We start from the raw sequence: 18,652 nt of genomic DNA, 5'->3' as shown, positions 1-18,652 counted from the left end.
CTTGACGTTCCAGTGCAGGGGAAGGTCAAGCGTGCTCCTGCCGAACGAGAGGTGACCGCGATGCGCATCGGGGAACTGGCCGCTGCGGCTGGGACCACTCCGAAGACTCTCCGCTTCTATGAGGAGTCGGGACTGCTGCCCCCAGCCGATCGGACGCCGTCGGGTTATCGGGACTACGCGCCCGACGCTGTCGCCCGGATCGACTTTGTTCACCGCGGCCAGGCGGCGGGACTCACCCTCGCTCAGATCCGCCAGATCCTCGACATCCGCGATGACGGCGCCGCGCCGTGTGAGCACGTGCGCGATCTGCTCGACGAGCGCCTAGCCGAGATCGAGCAGCAGATCGCTAGGCTCACCGCCCTGCATGACACTATTGCCGAACTCAGGCACGACGCCGCGCAGCCGGACCCCGACACGTGCAGTCCCGAGCAGGTCTGCCGCTACCTATAGTTCTCCGCATCGGGAAGGAGACAGACCGCGGCCGGCCACCCGGTCGCGATGCCAGCACGCCCCAGCGTCATGGCCCGCCCGATGCACGCGTGAACACCTGCAGGGCGTGACCCATCGACTCCCCGAGATGCCGCCCGCGTCCAGTCCGGACTTCGGCGCCTTAGGTGCGGACGCGAGCCTGCGCCGTCTCGTCGGCGCCCTACTCACGCATGGCCTGCTGGCCGCGGTCCTGAACTACTGATCGTGGACGACTCCACCGGGGACGTACGGATCGACAAGGACGTCAAGACCCTCGACAACGGATTCGCTGGGTTCTGGCTGCCCTTCGACATCGAAGGGGCGATGACGATCCGTTCGGACGACAAGACCGGCAGCGTCGAGTTCGACACCGAAGCCGACGCACCGACGCACCCACCTGCCTGACCACCCTTCAATTGGCTTGAGGTCCCTATACCCCCTAGGGGTATAATGGCCATATCTTGACGGCCGCGCCAAGACCGGGATCGGAAGGCACGTAGATGACCGATGAACATCACGCCCACACCAGTTCGCACTCCCACACCGACCACGGCGAGCACGCTGGACACACCGGTCACGAGGACCACGCCGGCCATGGCGACCACGACGATCACGCCGGCCATGGCGACCACGGAGGACACGGCGGTCATGGAGATCACGTCGGCATGTTCCGACGCCTGTTCTGGGGATCGCTGGCCTTGGCGGTCCCGACGGTCGTCCTCTCGCCGATGTTCGCTGATCTGGCCGGCTACTCACTGCCCGACATTCGCGGTCTCGAGTGGGTCTCCCCCATCTTGGGCACCGTCCTCTATGCCTGGTTCGGACGCCCCTTCCTCAGCGGCGCCGTTTCTGAGATCCGCTCGCGCAAGCCGGGCATGATGCTTCTGGTCGCGTTGGCGATCAGTGTCGCGTTCATCGCCTCTTGGGGCTCCACGCTCGGCCTGCTGGCACACCACCTGGACTTCTGGTGGGAGCTGGCCCTGCTGGTGTCCATCATGCTGCTGGGGCACTGGATCGAGATGCGGTCCCTCGTTCGCACCACGTCGGCGCTCGATTCGCTCGCGACCCTCCTCCCGGACGAGGCAGAGCGGGTCGAGGGCGACGACGTCGTCGTCGTCTCCCCTTCCGACTTGGGTGTTGGCGATGTCGTGGTCGTCAGACCCGGCGGGAGCGTCCCGGCTGACGGCAAGGTCGTCAGCGGTTCGGCGTCGATGGACGAGGCGATGATCACCGGCGAGTCCCGTCCCTTGCGCCGTGACGTCGGGGACCAGGTCGTCGCGGGGACGGTAGCCACCGATTCCGGGCTGCGTGTCGAGGTGACCGCGATCGGCGACGAGACCGCCATCGCCGGCATCCAACGGCTGGTCGCCGACGCCCAAGCTTCGGCGTCACGAACTCAGCGACTGGCCGACACCGCCGCCGGGTGGCTGTTCTGGTTCGCCCTCGGGTCAGCCGTGGTCACGTTCATCGTCTGGTCACTGATCGGCCTGCCGGAAGATGGTGTCACCCGGACGATCACCGTCCTTGTCATCGCCTGCCCCCACGCCCTGGGCTTGGCAATTCCCCTGGTGATCTCGATCTCGACCGAACGCGCGGCCCGAGCCGGTGTCCTGGTGAAGGACCGCCTGGAGATGGAGGCGATGCGTCACGTGGACACGGTGCTCTTCGACAAGACCGGCACCCTGACGAAGGGCCAGCCGACCGTCGCCGACGTAGAACCGACTGCCGATGGCTCACTGGACGCCGACGCCCTGCTCAGGCTGGCAGCGGCGGCCGAATCCGATTCAGAACACCCGCTGGCGAAGGCCATCGTCCGAGCCGCCAGCGACCGTGAATTGTCCGTGCCCCCGGCCGAGGAGTTCGCCTCACACCCCGCCGAAGGTGTCTCCGCCACCGTTGAGGGAGCCACCGTCAGAGTCGGCGGCCCCGCCATGCTCGAACGCACCGGACAACAGGAGCTTTCCGCCGTCGACCCGTGGCGGGATGAAGGCGCGATCATTCTGCACATCACCGTCGACGACGTCGTCGTGGGCGCTCTGCGACTGGCCGACGAGATCCGCGAGGAGTCCCGCGCCGCCGTCCAGGCACTGCACGACCGTGACGTCCAGGTCGTCATGATCACCGGCGACGCCCAAGCGGTGGCCGACTCGGTCGCAGCGGAACTGGGGATCGACCGGGTCTACGCCGGCGTCCGGCCCCAGGACAAGGCCTCCAAGGTCACCCAACTCCAAGGTGAAGGACGCCGGGTCGCGATGGTCGGTGACGGCGTCAACGACGCCCCAGCGCTCGCGCAGGCAGACGTCGGGATCGCCATCGGCGCGGGCACCGACGTCGCCATCGGATCCGCCGGGATCATCCTGGCCTCCGACGACCCGCGCTCAGTCCTGTCCGTCATCGACCTGAGCCGGGCCACCTACCGCAAGAGCGTCCAGAACCTCGCGTGGGGCGCGGGCTACAACCTCGCCGCCGTCCCACTCGCGGCCGGCGTACTCGCCCCGATCGGATTCATCCTGCCCATGTCGGTCGGAGCGGTGCTCATGTCAGCGTCCACCGTGGTGGTGGCCCTCAATGCTCAACTTCTGAGGAGGCTGGACCTGTCGCCGGCACGCAGCGCCCCCGTGCTCAGCGCGTAAGCCCAACACCACGAATCTTCAGCGAATCTTGACCTCGCTCCCCCGCCGGCCTACTACAGGCGTTTCTGGCGCGTTCGCTGAGGAGCACCGAAGAATGCTCCGTGACCAGATACCTGGATCGACGCGTACGAACCGAGTCGAATGGCTTGATGCCTCACGTGGAACGTACGCGATCGGTTGCCGAGTCTCACGATCTGCGCGCGCCACCGAACCGGATGTCCATCACTCTGACGCGGGATGACGATGCGGCCCGACATTTCCAACAGTGCGGGCGGCGCGACGAGGACCTGTCCGAGATTCCCGATGGTCGGCACGCGAAGTGATCAGCGGTACTCGACGCATTCCGAATATCGCGACCCAGACGAACTTCTGCGAGTTCCAGAAGAAGAGGATGACCAACAGGTTGACCCAGCCAGGTCCGCTGGACTCGACGATCACGGCACAGAATCTCGACGCGTGGAAGTACCCGATTGCGAGCATGAATCCGAGGGGAATCGCCCAAGTGCTGCCGTGTGGCGAACGGAGCCAGGCAACGGCGATGTTGGTGGGCGCGGTGTTCCGCAGGTACCGGTGGAACGCGGCGCTTACCCGGAGCGACAAAGTGATCATGAGTGAACTCGTTCGGTGTGTGTGATCCAGCTTCCCGGTCCCCCCGACGATGCGCGTCTGCAGGGCGCGGATCTGTGAATAAGTCGGGATGGCCGACCCTGTGGCTCTCAGTGGGACCTCCCGCGGACTGCCGTTCGTGGATCTACGGCCGGCGAAGGGTCGCAGGCTTCGTCGGAGATGGTGCGTGCGCGCCTGATCGCCTGCGCGGCTCGGGCGTGGTCGAGTCGCTGGGCGTCGGAGCGAGCGTTGCCCAGAACAACATCCGAGTCGACGGCATATCGGTCGCGATAGGCAATCACGGTGCGAAGTTCCTGGAGCCATCGTTCGAGCAACCTCCCCCCAGCCGGGGGTGTTCCGAGTCGTGTGAGCCAGCCTTTCTGTTTCGCGAGAGAAGCTTCGGCGAGCGCGGATACGCGTGTCTCGATGAGGTGCTGCCGTTGGATCAGCGCTTCGGCCATGTCGGGTGCCATCGCTCCGCTCGCGCGGGGTATCAGGCCGGCGATGAGGCGTTGGGAGTCCTTTCGGCGGTGCGTGCTCGCCTGGGCCTCGGCCTGCTGGATGCGGCTGATGAGCACGGCGCCGATGTCGTCGGCGTCGGCGAGTGTCCGCCGCGTGATGAGTCGTGGCAGCTCGCTCTCAAGGTTCAAGTTGTTTGCTTCGGCGCGGCGGAGTTCGGCGGTGAGCGGGCCGAAGGAGTCTGAGCCGAGGAGCGCTCCGAGTTGGTCGTCAGTGAGGCCGGCACTGGCGAGGAGGTCGGTCCAGCGGTCTCGTTGGGCGACGGCGGCGATCGTCTCGTACTCGGCGGCGAGTTGCGCGATCGACGTCCACCGATCCTGCTCGGTCTTGATGCTCTGGTGGGCCGAGAGTTCGGCGCCCGAATGCCGGAGGACTCCGTGAAGGATGGATCTTCCGGACACTTCGTCGCGCCCGGGAGCACTGTGGGCGTCGTCGGGTTGGTCGAGGGCGACGTAGGAAATGTTGCTGTCCCGGCCGCGGGTCATGGAGACGTAGAGGTTCTCGCGAGTCGTGGATGAGGAGACGACGACATGGGCTGTGTCGACGGTGACGCCTTGGGCGCGGTGGGCGGTGACGGCGTAGCCGAGGTCGACATTCTCGGCGACGTAGGCGGCGGGAAGGGTGACCGCGCCACCGAGTCGGACGCCGGTCCGCTCGACGTGGAGGGTGCCGTCGCGGCCGACAGCCGCGACGCGCCATCGATCCCCGTTGCGGACCCAACCGCCGCGTGCTGGTGTGAGGCGGCGGTCGTTTCGACGGGTGACAATCAGGTCGCCGACGGAGGCGTGGGTGCCGTCGCCGAGTCGGACTTCGGAGCCAGCTTCAGTGTCGCCGTCCAGGATCCGTTCGGCGCGGGCGCGACTGTTGAGTTCGACGACCGAGTGGGCGGATTCAGTGACCAAGATGCTGTCGCGGCCCGCTCGCGTGTCAGTGCGCCACCCGAGGTAGGCCGCGTCGATCATCTGCGCGGTGGATCCTTCTTGGACCCTCCCGTGCCGGACGTAGGTGTTGAGTACTTCAGTGCGACCGAAGCGCAGGTCGAGGGAGGCGGTCTTCTCCCACTCGTGGGTGAAGCGGCGCACTTCGGTCAGTGTGGGCGTGTCGTCTCGCGCTTCGACGAGGAGGCTGAAAGCTCCCCCGGCATCGACGGACTGCAGTTGTGCCCAGTCCCCGACGAGCAGGACCTTCGCCCCTTCGGCTTCGGCCAGGCCGGTGATGCGGTCGAGTGCGAGGGTGCCAGCAAGGGTGGCTTCGTCGATGATGACGAGTTGACCGGCGTGGAATTTGGTCCTGCCTTGATCGTGTTCGTAGAGCCACTTCGCGGTGTTCTCACATGCGATGCCCAAGTCGTCCTCGAGGACTTGGGCGGCGACCGCGCTGGGCGCGAGTCCGACGACGCTGCCCTTGCCGTGCTCGGCTTGCCACGCTTGTCGTAGTGCATGCATCGCTGTGGTCTTGCCGGCCCCTGCCGGACCGATGATCGCGTCGATCCGGCGTCCCGACACCGCGACCTGGGTCAAAGCTCCCGCCTGTTCCTGACTGAGCCGTCTGCCCTTCGAGTTCTTGTGGGCGAGGCGCTCGATCACACCGAGATCGACCGCCGGGGCGTTGATGTCGTGTGCGCGTGCGAGGAGTCGGTCTTCAGCGGCGAGGAGTTCGGTCGAGCTGTAGATCGTCGAGTGACGCGGACGGAAGCGTGATGTTCCGTCCGCGTGGGTGAACACCCGTGGGCTCGTCGCGAGCTCGGGCGGCGTGATCATGAGCGACTGCCGCTCCGCCGCGTCGACAATCAGCCGGACGACAGCCTCGCGGTCCTCTGTGCTGCCAAATCGCCAACCCATCGTCTGGCGGCAGGCTTCCGCCCAGAGGTTCCAGTGGCGCCAAGTCGCGCGCTTCTCGCTGACGGCACCGATGACCGAGTCGCCGAGCATGCCAATGACATTGAGGTCGATGTCGTCGGCGCGAAGGGTCCGCCGTGCTTCTCGACTGTCCGTGAGGCGACAGGCCCAAGCCAAGGAGTTCTCGTGCAGGATCTGGTCAGCACGGTCGCGCCACTCATCGGTCAGGTCGGCCAATGAACGGATGTGCTTCTCGGGTCGGGTGGCGAGCGTGGCTTGGGCTCGCAGCCTGATGACGGTTGTCTTCGAAGGCCGTTTCCCGCGAGCGTCGGTGTACTCGCCAACGAGTCGGTCCTTCTCCAGTTCGATAGCGCGTGACCGGCTAGAGAACGCCCTAATGAGGAGGTCGGGCACGTGTGCGAGTTCCCACGACGGGTTGCGGTCCTTGCCTCGCTCGCGTTGCACCCAGCCGAGGCCAAACCTGCGGGTGATCCGGTCGGCCAAAACGGCGTTGTAGTGCTCTGACATTGCCACCACACCGGCATGGAGTGGTCGGCTGTCGAGACTGCGCCAGCGCCCGTCGGCGGCAGTCTTGACCTTGTTCGAGATCACGACATGGGTATGTAGTTGTGGATCGCCGAGACGGGAGTCCCAATGGTCGAAGGTGGCGGCAATGATGCCGGCGACGTCAGCCTGCATGACAGCTCCGTTGCCTGCGTCGACCCCTCGTCGGGTCGTCGCCAACTCGCGTTCGAGAAGATCCATCACGTCGGCGACCGATGCGTGATGGGCTTCGACGATCAGCGCCTGAGTACCGGCATCGGCCACACCCCACAACACCGAGACCGACTTCGGCACACTGAACGTAAAGTCGAACCCTGCCACCGCGCGCTGCTCCCCCCTCTCGCGCTCCTCGGACTCGATCTGAGCCACCACGTCGTTGCGCTGCGGAGCCGAGAGGTCCGCGCTCAAGCCCGCTACACGCGCCGCGATCCGGTGCGCGACCGTCGCGTACTGCGGGAACGCCCGCCCAAGTTGGTCACCTGTGACCGGGTCACGGCCCATGCCGATCAGCCAAGCGAGCTGTTCACCGCTCACCGGATCACCCACGCGGAGTAGGCCGCCGCCGACTGTCGCGACGCCCGACCCGAGCCACCGACCAGGAGGCGTTCCCGCCTCGGCGTAGTAGCGCGTCATCGGCGTCGACAGGGCTCGATTGCCGTCCCCGGCGATCACGCTCTTCAGTAAGTACTTGTAGCCGTCCCCCGCCGACATGGACTTCATCGACACCGTCATCTGGTTGCCCACCTCCTGTTCATGGAGGTGTCCGCGACGAACCACAGACCCGTTTCATGCCGCCTTATCCACAGGTTGGCACCACTGAGTCGACCTCGATCTGCCAGACGTGTAACCCTCCAAACACCAGCCGCGAACACCCAGTCGGCAGGGGGCGTTCGGAACCGACGACACACCTTCGGTACAGGACTACGAATGCGGAAGGAGCAGATCAGCCATGAAAGACAGTTGCGCTTCTCGTTCCTCCGGTGGCTCAATAGGTCGTGACGGCGTCTTCACCGGTTTTCGGTGGTCGCGCCGTCTGCGTCCTCCCCGGGTCACCCGTGGAGGAAGGCAGGCATCGGGGGCGATGACGACCACACGAGGTACGCGAGTTATGGCGACGGCGGTAGTACTGCTCGTCGTCCTGGCGGCGTGTTCCGAGGACAAGGCGGCCCCCTCAGCCAGCCTATCTACCCCGACTCCTACGACGGCTGCGACCCCACGCCCACCGACGGACTCGGACGTCGCTGCGACGACCGCGACGGAACTCTTGGTGACGTACTTCGCGACCGTCGATCAGTTGAATCAAGATCCATCGACACCCATTCGAAACTTGAAGAAGGTAGCGACAAGCGTTCAGCTGACCGCGCTCCAACGGTCGATCTCGAATCGACGTCGTGATGGCGAGCACCAGACAGGCTCAACCAAGATCGCGGACTCTGAGGTTCAGACAGTCAGTCTCGACAACTCAGATCCCAAGGCAGGCAAGGTCCCCACTGTCTTCATCGATGTCTGCTGGGACGTCAGCAACGTTGACGTCGTGGACAAGGACGGCAAGTCCGTCGTCGCAGCTACCCGGCCCGACACCGGTTGGACGCGCTACACAGTCGCGAACTACGAATGGTCGAAGGACCCCGACGGCGCGTGGCGCGTCGCCGGGGGTGAAGACCTTGAGAAGTCCCCGTGTACGCCCGCGGCCTGACGCCGACCATTGTTGCCGTCATCGTCCTCACTTGCGTCGCGAGCGCCCGCGCGTTCGCAGAGCCCGAGTGTGCCCAGATCGACCCCTCTGACGGGACCTGCCTCGTAACGGTCGAAGTCCCGGGCGGCGAAGGAGAAGCTACGGATCCAGGTGACGGGCCAAGAGACACGGGGACCGGAGCGAGTTGCTACTGGGATGGGACGAAGAGCGGGATTCCGAAGCCTCCTCCGGGTCCGGTTCCGTGTAGCACCGATTTTGGGTACTGGTCGAACGCCCTGAACTGCTACGTCCGTCTCGCTGACCCGCAACCCGTCGCCGGCGATCCGGCGTGGCAGGGTCACGAGCCCGGCGACGGCAACGTCTATGAGTGCTGGCAACCGCAGACCGATCTGCAGATCCAGATCTGGTCGGCAACACCGCCGGTGAACTCGGGTGCCGGTCCGACACCGAGAGAAGTCGCCCAGATCGCCGTCGACCGGATGGGACTGCGGGCGATCGACATCGGGATCGTGCCCGAGCCTGGTCCGGATCGCATCGGGATCGTGGGGATGCCGGTCTGGATGTGGGTCGCCTCGCCGAACCAGCACAGCTGGGGACCGATCACAGCGTCTGCGTCAGCGGGCGGCATCACGATCAGCGCAACCGCACGGGTGGAGAGCATCCGCTGGGACATGGGCGACGGCACGAAGATCACGTGCCGGAACAAGGGCACGGTCTACAAGGCCGCGTTCGGGAAGTCGAAGTCGCCGACATGCGGTCACACCTATGAGACGTCGAGTGGTGGCCTGCCCGATGACAGGTTCACGGTCACCGCGACGTCGGAGTGGGTGGTGTCGTGGGAAGGCGCCGGTCAGAGCGGAGTGATCCGTCTGGACGGGTTGCAGAGGTCGGTCCGCGTGGCCGTCGGCGAAGCGCAGGTGCTCGTGCAGTAGCGAGCCTCCGGGGTGAAGGGCAGTGAACATGAGTACAGCCGTTCGTGACGACAGGACCATCGACCACGGGTCAGGGGGTCCGGCCGGACCGCCGCTCGCTCCTCCGCCCAAACTGAGGCGCCGACCTGGTCTTGTCGCAGCCGCGGTCATCTTGATCGGCTTGGGCGGGCTCCTCGGAGCGTGGGCGTGGACCGCCACCACGAACAGCACCGAGGTACTGGTGGCTCGAGTCGACGTCGCCCGCGGTTCGGTGATCGAGGCCGAGGATCTGGCCCGTGTGCAGATCAGTACCGACCCGGCGCTGGACCCGCTGCCGGGCTGGGCTCTGGACACGGTGGTCGGCAAACGCGCTGCACTCGACATCGCCGAAGGCGGCTTGGTGACACGCAGAGCGATAGCGGCGACCGTCGTCCCGGCCGACGGCGCATCGGTCGTTGGTGTCGCGGTCACGCCGGCCCAGGCCCCGTCGGAGCCGCTGCAGGTCGGCGACAACGTGCGAATTGTCGTCACGCCCCCGGCCGGCGAGGCGGCACCCGCTCAGACCCCCGCCTACAGCGCGGCCGTGGTCGTGGGCACCCGTTACTCGGAGGAAACCGGTCAGCTGGTCGTGGATGTGCAAGTCGCCGAGGGTGAAGCGGCCACGCTTGCTGCACGGGCGGCTACCGGCAATGTTGCGATCGTCCTGGACAGTCGGGAGCGTTGAGATGGCCGTCATCGTGCTCGCTTCCGCGTCGGGATCTCCCGGCGTGACGACGACCTGCTTGGGGCTGGCGTTGTGCTGGCCGCGCCCGGTGTTGCTGGTGGAGGCCGATCCAACCGGTGGTTCCGGCCTGCTGGCGGGCTACTTCCGTGGCACCCGCGAATACCGCTCGGGCGTCGTGGAGTTGGCACTCACCGGCACGGATCTTGCCGAGACTCTCGCCGAAGTTGCCGAGCCAATTGATGACACGCCCGTCTCGTTTGTCGCAGGCACCAGATCTCACACCCAAGCCCCCGCGTTGCGGGACCTGTGGGAACCGCTGTCGGTCGTCTTGGGTGACCTCGAGTCGACAGGCCAGGACGTCATCATCGACGTCGGACGGCTCGGACTGTCCGGCTCCCCCACATCCCTGCTGGACAACGCCGACCTCGTCTTGATCGTGACCAGGACGTCACTGCCCGCGCTGTCGGCCACCCGGTCGTGGGGCGACTCCGTCGCCCGGTCGCTGGTCCACTGGCGCGAACCGCAACTGCTCCTCGTCGGTGAAGGCGATCCCTACCGCGCCCGCGAGGTCACCGCGGCAGTGAAGCTCCCGGTTCTCGCAGCGCTCGCGGACGACCCGGAGTCCGCGGCGGTCCTCCACCGTGGAGCGCCGCCATCGACCAAGTTCGACTCTGCTCCCTTGGTGCGCAGCTTGAACGCAGCGGTCGCCGCGGTCCATGCGGCTATCCGGGCCCAGCGTCTCGACCTCGTGGAAGGAGTAGCGCGATGACCACCGAGCCCACCGACGGTCTGGCCGCAGACCTTCTCGAGTTGCCGCTGTTCGCCACTCCATTGCCCCTGCTGAGTGTGCCGCCCGAGCGTAACGGCCACCAGACGCTGGCGCTGCACACTTCTGACGCGGCGAGCGCCGTCACCGTCGAGTGGCCGCTGGTCGCGACGTTGCGGGCCCAGGCATCCGATCGTCTCAGCCAGGCCGTGGCGTCCGACCGCGGCCGGCTGTCCCAGACAGCGCAGCAGGAACTCGGCCGGGCGATCGTGCTGGACCTGGTCGAATCGACCCTGGCTGAACGGGTCAACGACGGCGCAGCGACGATGACCCCGATTGAGCAGGACGCGACTGCCCGCGCGGTGTTCGACTCGCTGTTTCGGCTTGGTCGGCTGCAGCCGCTGGTCGACGACGACCGGGTCGAGAACATCATCATCACCGGCCATGACCGCGTCCTGCTCGAACTCACCGATGGCAGTCTCCTCGAGGGGCCAGCCGTGGCGGACTCCGATGAGGAGCTGATCGATTTCCTCGTTTTCCTCGCGTCTCGCAGCGAGGTCAACGCGCGCGGGTTCTCCGAGGCTCAACCGCGCTTGCACCTGCGCCTCGACGGCGGTTCACGACTCGCCGCGGCGGCGTGGGTGACACCTCGACCCTCGGTGGTGATCCGCCGGCACCGGCTGATGCAGGTCACTTTGGAGGACCTCGTCGGCCGGGACATGCTTACGCCGGTTGCGGCGTCGTTTCTGCGCGCGGCGGTCCGTGCACGCAAGAGCATCGTCGTGTCCGGTAGCCAGGGCGCCGGCAAGACCACTCTGGTCCGCGCACTGTGCGCCGAGATCGACCCGCTGGAGGCTATCGGCACCTTCGAGACCGAGTACGAGTTGCACCTGCACGAACTTCCCGACCGGCACCGCATCGTGCACCCGTGGGAGGCGCGCCCCGGGTCCGGCGAACGGGGCTTGGACGGACGCCAGGCCGGCGAGTTCACCCTCGACGAGGCCTTGGTGGATTCGTTCCGGTTCAACCTGCAGCGCCAGATCGTCGGCGAGGTCCGCGGCCGGGAGATCTGGGCCATGATCAAGGCGATGGAGTCCGGCACTGGCTCGATCTCCACCACCCACGCCTCCGACGCCATTGCTGCGCTGCGCAAGCTCGTCACCTGCGCGATGGAGGCGGGCTCACACGTCACCCACGACCTGGCCACCAGCAAACTCGCTGCCACCATCGACCTCGTCGTCCATCTGGACATGACGACCGAAACCGTCGCCGGCACCTCGAAGCGACACCGCCGGGTGGCCGAGATCATCGCCGTCGACCCGGGTGAGCGCGAAACCGGCTACGCCGCCACCCACGTCTTCGCCCCCGGCCCGGACGGTGTCGCCGTCCCATCTGTCCTGCCCGACCGGTATCGGGCGCTGGCTGCCCACGGGTTCGATCTCGCGACCTACTTGACGCAGCAGGAGGTGCGGTCATGATCGTGCTCATCCCCGCCCTCGCCGGCGCCCTTGTCGTCGCCGGCGTGATCGGCCTGTTCATCGGATTACGACCGAGCGAGCGCGTTGACCGCCCGCCACGCCCGCATCGGGCCCCGCGGCTGTCCAAGCGGACGCTGCGACTGCTGCTCGCTGGCTTTGCCGCCGGAGTTCTGGCGTTCGCGATCACCGGGTGGGTGCTGGCGCTGGTGGCGACGCCGGTCGCGTTCGTCGGTCTGCCGGTCCTGCTCTCGTCGTCTTCGGCGCAACAGCGGATCGTGCGGCTCGAAGCGATGGAGGAATGGACCCGCACACTCGCCGGCGTGCTCACCGTGGGAGTCGGACTCGAACAAGCACTCGTCACGTCACTGCGTTCGACCCCGGCGGCGATCAACCCGGAGGTCACCCGTCTGGTGTCGCGGCTGCGGGCCCGGTGGAAGACCGAGGACGCCCTGCGGGCGTTCGCCGACGAGCTCGACGACGCCACCGGCGACCTCGTCGCAGCGAACCTCATCCTGGGGGCGCAACGCCGCGGCGCCGGACTGGCCAGCGTGCTGGAAGGACTCGCCGAGTCCGTCGCCGCCGACGTGCGGGCACGCCGCCAGATCGAAGCCGACCGCGCCAAACCCCGCGCCACCGCCCGCTGGGTCACCCTGATCAGCGTCGGCGTGCTGGTCGTCCTGGCGATCTCGGGCACGTACGTCGAGCCGTACCGCTCGCCCCTCGGGCAGGTCATCCTTGTCCTGCTGCTCGCCGCCTACGTCGCCACCCTCGTGTGGATGAAACGCATGGCGATCGGCCGCCCGATGCCCCGCTTCCTGGCCACCTCCGACAGGGTTGCGCCATGACCACCGGACTGCAGATGATGCTCACCGCCGGCGTACTGATCAGCCTCGGACTCATGCTGCTTGCCGTGCGGTTGCTGCCGGCCGAACCCGATCTGGTCGACGCGCTCAACCGGCTCTCACCGCAACGACGGATCAGCGTCGGCGACGAAGCCGGTGGAGCACCTCGCGGCAAGGAACGCATCGGCGTGTGGGCGATCAAACATCTCCCCCCGGTGCTGTGGGTCAGGACACCGACCCGTGAGCTCGCGTTGCTGCGGATCCCGGTCGCCCGGTTCTACGGCGACAAGCTCGCCTTCGCCGGCCTCGGCCTGCTCATCGCACCGCTGCTGGCGTTCCTGTTCGACCTGCTCGGGCTCGGCCTGCCGTTCGTGATCCCCGCGCTCGGATCCTTGGCCCTGGCGGGCGTGATGTTCTTCCTGCCGAACTACAACGCCGTCGACGACGCCCGCAAGGCCCGCATCGAATTCTCCCGCGCGCTGGGCGCCTACATCGACCTGGTCGCCCTCGAGCGCAACAACGGCGCCGGCGTGCGCCAAGCCATGGAAGCGGCCGCGAACGTCGGCGACTCGTGGGTGTTCCGCCGCCTCAGCGAGGAACTGACCCGATCGCGGTGGTCCGGCCAGCCCCCGTGGGACGCCCTCCATGCGCTGGCCGACGAACTCGGGCTCCCCGAACTGGACGACTTCGCCGACATCATGCGCCTGTCCGGCGAAGAAGGAGCCTCCGTCTACACGAACCTGCGCGCCCGATCCGCGGCCATGCGCACCGCCATGCTCGGCGACGAGATCGCCGAAGCCAACGCCATCGGCGAACGGATGACCATCCCCGGCTCCCTGCTCGGCGTCATCTTCATGGCCCTGCTCGTCACCCCAGCCCTGCTGCGGATGTTCACCAACACCTGACCCACAACGAAAGGAACACCCATCATGAGTCGACTCACCAGCCTTCTGCTCATGCTCCAGCTCGCCCTGTACCGCGACCACCGGCGCAACCGCGGATCAGTCACCACCGAGCACGTCCTGTGGGCGGTCGCCGTGATCGCTATCGTCGCCATCGCCGTCGCCGCCATCCGGGCCTATGTTCAGTCACAAGCCGGACAGATCAGCTGACCGGCCCGCCGAGCGCGGCGCGGTCACGGTCGAACTGATCATCTTGCTGCCTGCCCTGTTCGCGGTGATGTTCCTGGGCATGCAGGCCGCCCTGTTCCACCACGCCCGCGCCGTGGCGATCGCCGCTGCCCAAGAAGGCGCCCACGCGGCCGCCAGCGAGACCGGCCGCGACGTCGATGGCGTCACCGCCGCCACCGCATTCATCGCCGACGCCGGCGGAACCGACGTCCTCACCGCGTCGCGGGCGACCGCCACCCGCTCGGCCACCACGGTCTCGGTGACCGTCCGCGGACGAAGCCTCAGCGTCATCCCCGGTTGGTCACCGACCGTCACCCAATCGGCATCACTGCCCGTCGAACGGTTGACCGCGCCATGACCCCGCGTCCAGAGAGCGGCTCGGCCACGATCGAGGCCGTCATTGGGCTGCCGGCGTTCATCCTGTTCGTCGGGCTGATCATCTTCGGCGGCCGCACCGCCACCGCCCACGGAGCCGTCGAGTCCGCCGCCGCGGACGCCGCCCGCTCCGCGTCGATCTCCCGCACCAGCGACCACGCCCGCACCGACGCGCACGCCGCTGCACGCGCCAGCCTTGCCAACCAACAGATCGACTGCACCCAGATCACGGTCGAGGTCGACGTCTCCGGCTTCGCCAAACGAGTCGGCGAACCCGGCTTCGTGGACGTGACCGTCACGTGCCGCCTCGACCTGTCGGACCTGGCCGTCCCCGGCGTCCCTGGCGCCCGGACCATCCGGGCACACACCTCCAGTCCCATCGACACCTGGACGGAACGCTCATGACTGCCCGTCGCCGGCGCGAGCGCGGTTCGATCAGTCTGTGGCTCGTCACCACCACCATCGTGATGACCATCCTGGTCGGGCTGGCCGTCGACCTCGGCGGCCAAGTCCACGCCAAGCAACGCGTCCACAACCTCGCCGCCCAGGCAGCCCGAGCCGGGGGGCAACACGTGGCCGCCGCACCGGCCGCCGAAGGCCGCTACCTCGCCGTGGACACCGCCGCCGGTCGAACGGCAGCCCGAGGGTTCCTCACCGCTGCCGGGGTGAGCGGGTCGGTGTCGATTCACGGCGGCGACACCATCACCGTTCGCGTCACCGACACGTACCGGCCGAAGTTCCTGAGTCTCGTCGGCATCGGTGACCTACCCGTGACCGGCCACGCGTCAGCTCGACTCGTCCGCACCATGAGAGGGAACGAACAATGACCCGCCAACGCCTCCACGGTATTGCCGCGACCCTCGCCATCGTCGCCTTCGTTGCCGGCGTGCCCGTCCTCCTGCTGGCGATCGGAGCCACCCCCTCGGGAGACGACATCACCGGCATGCCCAGCATCCTCACCCGCCGCGACGACGGCACCCTGGCCCTGCTGCTGCTCACCATCGCCGTCTGGATCGCCTGGGCTGTCGTCGCTGCCAGCTTGGTGGCCGAGATCATCGCCCAGATTCGCGGACTCCGGATCCCGCCACTGCCCGGGCTCGCACTTCCGCAACACGCCGCCAGTCAACTCGTGACCGTCGCCGCCCTGGCCTTCATCGCCACACCCGGGGCGGTGCCCTCGATCCCGGTCCCGGCCACTCACGCCGCCGTACCGGTCCCGCGACTCGACACCGAACCTCTTACGGCCTCACCTGGTGCACCGGTCCCCCACGACACCGACCCACCGGCGACAGAACAGGTAAAGCCGGCCAAACCCACCACGACCTACACGACCGGACGGGGCGACAGCCTGTGGAAGATCGCACAGCGGGTGCTCGGCGACGGCACCCGCTACACCGAGCTGGTCGATCTCAACCGTGACGTCCTCGGCGGACGGCCCGACTTCCTCCCCATCGGGCTCGCACTGCGCGTCCCCACGTTCGACGAGACCCAGGCCGACCGGTCAACACGCAGCTACGTAGTCAAGGAAAGCGACACCCTCTGGGACATCGCCGACCGCGAACTCGGCGACCCGAAGCGCTACGGCGAGATCTTCGACGCCTCCACACATATCGCGCAGCCCCATGGCGGCCGCCTGACCGACCCAGACCTGATCGTCCCTGGGTGGACCCTGACCATCCCGGCCACAAGTCAGCCCGCCGCGCAAAGGCCGGCGACACAGAATGGCGTCGTTCCTTCCCGTCCCGATCCCGCCCCGCAAGAAGCGATCTCGCCCCGCGCACCACGATCAATCGAGCAGACGACCGAGACCGACAACTCCGCGGCACCGACAACTATTCCGGCATCCTCCGAAGTCGACGACGTCGCCTCGCCGGGGTGGCTGGTCCCGGGCCTCACGGCAGGAGGGACCGTGCTTGCCGGCTGCCTTTTCCTGGCGCTGCGAGCACATCGCCGCACCCAACTGCGCTACCGCCGCCCCGGACAGGTCCTCGCTCCGACCCCGACCGAGCTGCAGCCGACCGAGAAGACCGCTGCCGACGTGGGTGTCGGCGTCGCGGGCACTCTGGAGTTCCTCGACCGTGCCCTGCGGCATCTGGCCGCCGAGTTCGACACCAGAGACGAACCGCACCCGCAGCTGGAGCACGTCTCGCTGACTACCAGGACGCTGGACATCCACCTGGCTCAGCCCGCGACCCTGCCAGCGCCGTGGTCCGGCAGCGGACGGCAGTGGAAGCTCACCACCGACAGCGACGTCGCGGATCTCGACGTCCTGCCTCCCTACCCCCTACTCGTGAGCATCGGCCAGACCGACACGGGCGCACTCGAACTGGTCAATCTCGAGCACTTCGGCACCGTCGACCTGACCGGCGACGCCGAGCGTGTGGACGCCCTCGCACGCCACCTCGCAGCCGAGCTCGCGCTCAGTCCGTGGTCCGTCCTCGTGGAGGTCCACACCATCGGAGTCGCCTCCGAACTACACGGACTCGACGACCTCCGCCTGCACCACCACCCCGAGCCCGCAGAGATCAGACCGCTGGTCGATCAGATCCGCGCCTCGCATGCCGCCAACTCCGGAGACCCCGACCCCTTCCGCGTCATCATCGCCGCCAGCGGCATTGATCACGCTGAACTGAGCGACCTCGTCGCTGCTCCCGCCCGACGACTCGGCGTCGCCGTGGTCGCGGTGGACTCATCCGCGGCGTCCGCCGCGCTGACCGTCGAGGTGGACCCGGCGGGCCGACTCCGCATCAGAGAAGGGGACCTGGAGTTGCAGGCAGCAGGACTGACGAAGTCCGAGGCGACAACCTGCGCTGCCATCGTCGACGCTGCCCGCGGAACCCCCACCGTGCCCGCCCCGGTCTTCGAACACCCGGCCGACGACCTTCAGACCCTCATCGACCAAGCAGGAGCCGTCCGCGAGGACCTCGTCCAGCCACGTCCCTCGGGGCCCGCCGGTGACCGCTGTCTCCTACCCGGGACGACTGGGGACTACGTGGCCGCTGCCGCCACCACCGCCGAGGACGTCGCCGAACTCGCGCCGATCGTCCCGGAGCACGTGGCGGACAAGCTGATCGAAGCCGACCCTGATCTGGACCGTGACCTCGCCGCGTGGCTCGACCCTGAATGCCGTCTCCCCAAACTCACCGTCCTTGGCCCGGTGGCTCTCTTTGCCCATGGGTCGATTGCTCCTACTGACCGGCGCCGGCCAGTGCTCCTCGAACTCGCCGCATACATCGCCTTGCACCCCGAAGGAGTCGTATCGCGAGAACTCGCGGAAGTGTTCCGACGCAGCGAGTCCCGGATGCGCAACGACGTCAGGGACCTACGCGCCTGGCTCGGGTCGAGCCCCATCACCGGACTCCCGCACCTACCCGCCGGCGACGCATCCCGCCTCTACCAAGAGACCGGCACACCCGGCTACCAAATTGACGACCTCCTCGTCGACCTCGACCTGTTTCGCCGCCTCAGAGCACGCGGCCACGCCCGCGGCGCCGAAGGACTAAACGACCTACTCGCCGCTCTTCAAGTCGTCACCGGCCCACCGTTCACCCTCCCCAGCGGTCACGGATGGAGCTGGCTCTACGACGACAACCGCATCCACGAAACCGCAGCGACCGCACTGGCCGACGTCGCCCACCTCGTCGTCACGCGATCCATGTCCGAAGGCGACCTCGAGACAGCCAGGACCGCTGCACAGATCGCCTGCTCCTCGATCCCCTTCGACGAGGTATGCCATCTGGACCTCTTGAAGGTCGCGTTCGCTGAGGGACACTCTGAGGCCGCTACCGAGATGCTCGACCGCGACGTCCTCAACCGCACGGATGAGTACATTGGCACGGTCGAGCCGCCGGACCGAACCAAGACGATCACCAGCACGCCGGGCTGGCAGAAGCGCCGCACGTCTTAGCAAGCGGCCAGTTCCCCAACCCTCTCTTTCGGACGCTGCACTGAGCGTGAGGCATGGCGCATGAGCACACCAACCGTGGCGAGCGGACGAGTTTCCAGAACTTCCGCTAGCGCGCCCTGAAGACCCTAAAGTTGAACCGTGGTGAACCAACGGTCTGGCGGATCATCCAGCTCAGATGGCGGGAGCCCAGGATCG

17 protein-coding genes are annotated in these 18,652 nt (G+C 67.3%); 16 read left to right on the top strand and 1 reads right to left on the bottom strand.

Annotated features, from left to right (window positions below; translation table 11 throughout):
- The first annotated feature begins 60 nt into the window (after window positions 1-60).
- From BHE97_RS06580 to BHE97_RS06570, 4 genes are all read left to right on the top strand, one after another.
- Window positions 61-450, top strand: coding sequence for a heavy metal-responsive transcriptional regulator (locus BHE97_RS06580; protein ID WP_087623269.1), 390 nt, complete (start codon window positions 61-63; stop codon window positions 448-450).
- A gap of 106 nt (window positions 451-556) precedes the next feature.
- On the top strand, window positions 557-691 hold the full coding sequence (locus BHE97_RS20960) for a hypothetical protein (RefSeq protein ID WP_272896902.1): 135 nt from the start codon (window positions 557-559) through the stop codon (window positions 689-691).
- 2 nt (window positions 692-693) lie between these two features.
- Window positions 694-873 carry a hypothetical protein gene (locus BHE97_RS06575; RefSeq protein ID WP_087623232.1) on the top strand — a complete coding sequence of 60 codons (180 nt, stop codon included), beginning with the start codon at window positions 694-696 and terminating at the stop codon, window positions 871-873.
- 95 nt (window positions 874-968) lie between these two features.
- The gene (locus tag BHE97_RS06570; protein ID WP_087623231.1) at window positions 969-3,101 is read left to right on the top strand and encodes a heavy metal translocating P-type ATPase; all 2,133 of its coding nucleotides are present in this window, start codon (window positions 969-971) and stop codon (window positions 3,099-3,101) included.
- A gap of 716 nt (window positions 3,102-3,817) precedes the next feature.
- Here the strand turns inward: BHE97_RS06570 and mobF are convergent.
- Window positions 3,818-7,360, bottom strand: coding sequence for a MobF family relaxase (gene mobF / locus BHE97_RS06560; RefSeq protein ID WP_201791335.1), 3,543 nt, complete (start codon window positions 7,358-7,360; stop codon window positions 3,818-3,820).
- Between the two features lie 376 nt (window positions 7,361-7,736).
- On the opposite strand from mobF, the gene BHE97_RS06555 reads away from it, so the two are divergent.
- The 12 genes from BHE97_RS06555 (at window position 7,737) to BHE97_RS06500 (ending at window position 18,457) form a co-directional block, all read left to right on the top strand.
- Window positions 7,737-8,324 (top strand): hypothetical protein, encoded by a 588-nt coding sequence (locus BHE97_RS06555; protein ID WP_236757556.1) that lies wholly within the window; start codon window positions 7,737-7,739, stop codon window positions 8,322-8,324.
- A 422-nt stretch (window positions 8,325-8,746) separates the two neighbouring features.
- Complete coding sequence (locus tag BHE97_RS20600) at window positions 8,747-9,256, top strand: hypothetical protein (protein WP_236757555.1); 510 nt, start codon at window positions 8,747-8,749, stop codon at window positions 9,254-9,256.
- A gap of 28 nt (window positions 9,257-9,284) precedes the next feature.
- Entirely contained in the window at window positions 9,285-9,959 is a 675-nt protein-coding gene (locus BHE97_RS06545; protein WP_087623227.1) for an SAF domain-containing protein, read from the top strand.
- A gap of 43 nt (window positions 9,960-10,002) precedes the next feature.
- A complete protein-coding gene (locus BHE97_RS06540) occupies window positions 10,003-10,728 on the top strand; it encodes a hypothetical protein (RefSeq protein ID WP_236757554.1) in 726 nt (241 codons plus the stop codon).
- Window positions 10,725-12,203, top strand: a complete 1,479-nt coding sequence (locus tag BHE97_RS06535) for an ATPase, T2SS/T4P/T4SS family (RefSeq protein WP_087623225.1) — start codon at window positions 10,725-10,727, stop codon at window positions 12,201-12,203. The genes BHE97_RS06540 and BHE97_RS06535 overlap by 4 nt, the downstream gene beginning before the upstream one ends.
- The gene (locus BHE97_RS06530; RefSeq protein ID WP_087623224.1) at window positions 12,200-13,048 is read left to right on the top strand and encodes a type II secretion system F family protein; all 849 of its coding nucleotides are present in this window, start codon (window positions 12,200-12,202) and stop codon (window positions 13,046-13,048) included. The genes BHE97_RS06535 and BHE97_RS06530 overlap by 4 nt, the downstream gene beginning before the upstream one ends.
- Window positions 13,045-13,950 carry a type II secretion system F family protein gene (locus BHE97_RS06525; protein WP_087623223.1) on the top strand — a complete coding sequence of 302 codons (906 nt, stop codon included), beginning with the start codon at window positions 13,045-13,047 and terminating at the stop codon, window positions 13,948-13,950. The genes BHE97_RS06530 and BHE97_RS06525 overlap by 4 nt, the downstream gene beginning before the upstream one ends.
- Window positions 13,951-13,974: 24 nt before the next feature.
- Complete coding sequence (locus BHE97_RS06520; RefSeq protein ID WP_087623222.1) at window positions 13,975-14,157, top strand: hypothetical protein; 183 nt, start codon at window positions 13,975-13,977, stop codon at window positions 14,155-14,157.
- Window positions 14,126-14,533 (top strand): TadE/TadG family type IV pilus assembly protein, encoded by a 408-nt coding sequence (locus BHE97_RS06515; RefSeq protein WP_087623221.1) that lies wholly within the window; start codon window positions 14,126-14,128, stop codon window positions 14,531-14,533. Before BHE97_RS06520 ends, BHE97_RS06515 begins: the two co-directional genes overlap by 32 nt.
- Window positions 14,530-14,955, top strand: coding sequence for a TadE family protein (locus tag BHE97_RS06510; RefSeq protein WP_087623220.1), 426 nt, complete (start codon window positions 14,530-14,532; stop codon window positions 14,953-14,955). Before BHE97_RS06515 ends, BHE97_RS06510 begins: the two co-directional genes overlap by 4 nt.
- Window positions 14,952-15,377, top strand: coding sequence for a pilus assembly protein TadG-related protein (locus tag BHE97_RS06505; RefSeq protein WP_087623219.1), 426 nt, complete (start codon window positions 14,952-14,954; stop codon window positions 15,375-15,377). The genes BHE97_RS06510 and BHE97_RS06505 overlap by 4 nt, the downstream gene beginning before the upstream one ends.
- Window positions 15,374-18,457 carry a LysM peptidoglycan-binding domain-containing protein gene (locus BHE97_RS06500; protein WP_087623218.1) on the top strand — a complete coding sequence of 1,028 codons (3,084 nt, stop codon included), beginning with the start codon at window positions 15,374-15,376 and terminating at the stop codon, window positions 18,455-18,457. The genes BHE97_RS06505 and BHE97_RS06500 overlap by 4 nt, the downstream gene beginning before the upstream one ends.
- Window positions 18,458-18,652 lie beyond the last annotated feature (195 nt).

The sequence above is a fragment of the Aeromicrobium sp. PE09-221 genome (genome assembly GCF_002174305.1).
Classification (GTDB): Bacteria; Actinomycetota; Actinomycetes; order Propionibacteriales; family Nocardioidaceae; genus Aeromicrobium.
The sequence above is the reverse complement of the archived record's forward strand: the minus strand, read 5'-3'. Positions and strand labels throughout refer to the sequence as shown.

Coding starts and splice junctions, on each gene's coding strand:
- BHE97_RS06580 (WP_087623269.1), top strand. CDS start 61: ATGCGCATCGGGGAACTGGCCGCTGCGGCTGGGACCACTCCGAAGACT.
- BHE97_RS06570 (WP_087623231.1), top strand. CDS start 969: ATGACCGATGAACATCACGCCCACACCAGTTCGCACTCCCACACCGAC.
- mobF (WP_201791335.1), bottom strand. CDS start 7,360: ATGACGGTGTCGATGAAGTCCATGTCGGCGGGGGACGGCTACAAGTAC.
- BHE97_RS06555 (WP_236757556.1), top strand. CDS start 7,737: ATGGCGACGGCGGTAGTACTGCTCGTCGTCCTGGCGGCGTGTTCCGAG.
- BHE97_RS06545 (WP_087623227.1), top strand. CDS start 9,285: ATGAGTACAGCCGTTCGTGACGACAGGACCATCGACCACGGGTCAGGG.
- BHE97_RS06535 (WP_087623225.1), top strand. CDS start 10,725: ATGACCACCGAGCCCACCGACGGTCTGGCCGCAGACCTTCTCGAGTTG.
- BHE97_RS06530 (WP_087623224.1), top strand. CDS start 12,200: ATGATCGTGCTCATCCCCGCCCTCGCCGGCGCCCTTGTCGTCGCCGGC.
- BHE97_RS06525 (WP_087623223.1), top strand. CDS start 13,045: ATGACCACCGGACTGCAGATGATGCTCACCGCCGGCGTACTGATCAGC.
- BHE97_RS06520 (WP_087623222.1), top strand. CDS start 13,975: ATGAGTCGACTCACCAGCCTTCTGCTCATGCTCCAGCTCGCCCTGTAC.
- BHE97_RS06515 (WP_087623221.1), top strand. CDS start 14,126: ATGTTCAGTCACAAGCCGGACAGATCAGCTGACCGGCCCGCCGAGCGC.
- BHE97_RS06510 (WP_087623220.1), top strand. CDS start 14,530: ATGACCCCGCGTCCAGAGAGCGGCTCGGCCACGATCGAGGCCGTCATT.
- BHE97_RS06505 (WP_087623219.1), top strand. CDS start 14,952: ATGACTGCCCGTCGCCGGCGCGAGCGCGGTTCGATCAGTCTGTGGCTC.
- BHE97_RS06500 (WP_087623218.1), top strand. CDS start 15,374: ATGACCCGCCAACGCCTCCACGGTATTGCCGCGACCCTCGCCATCGTC.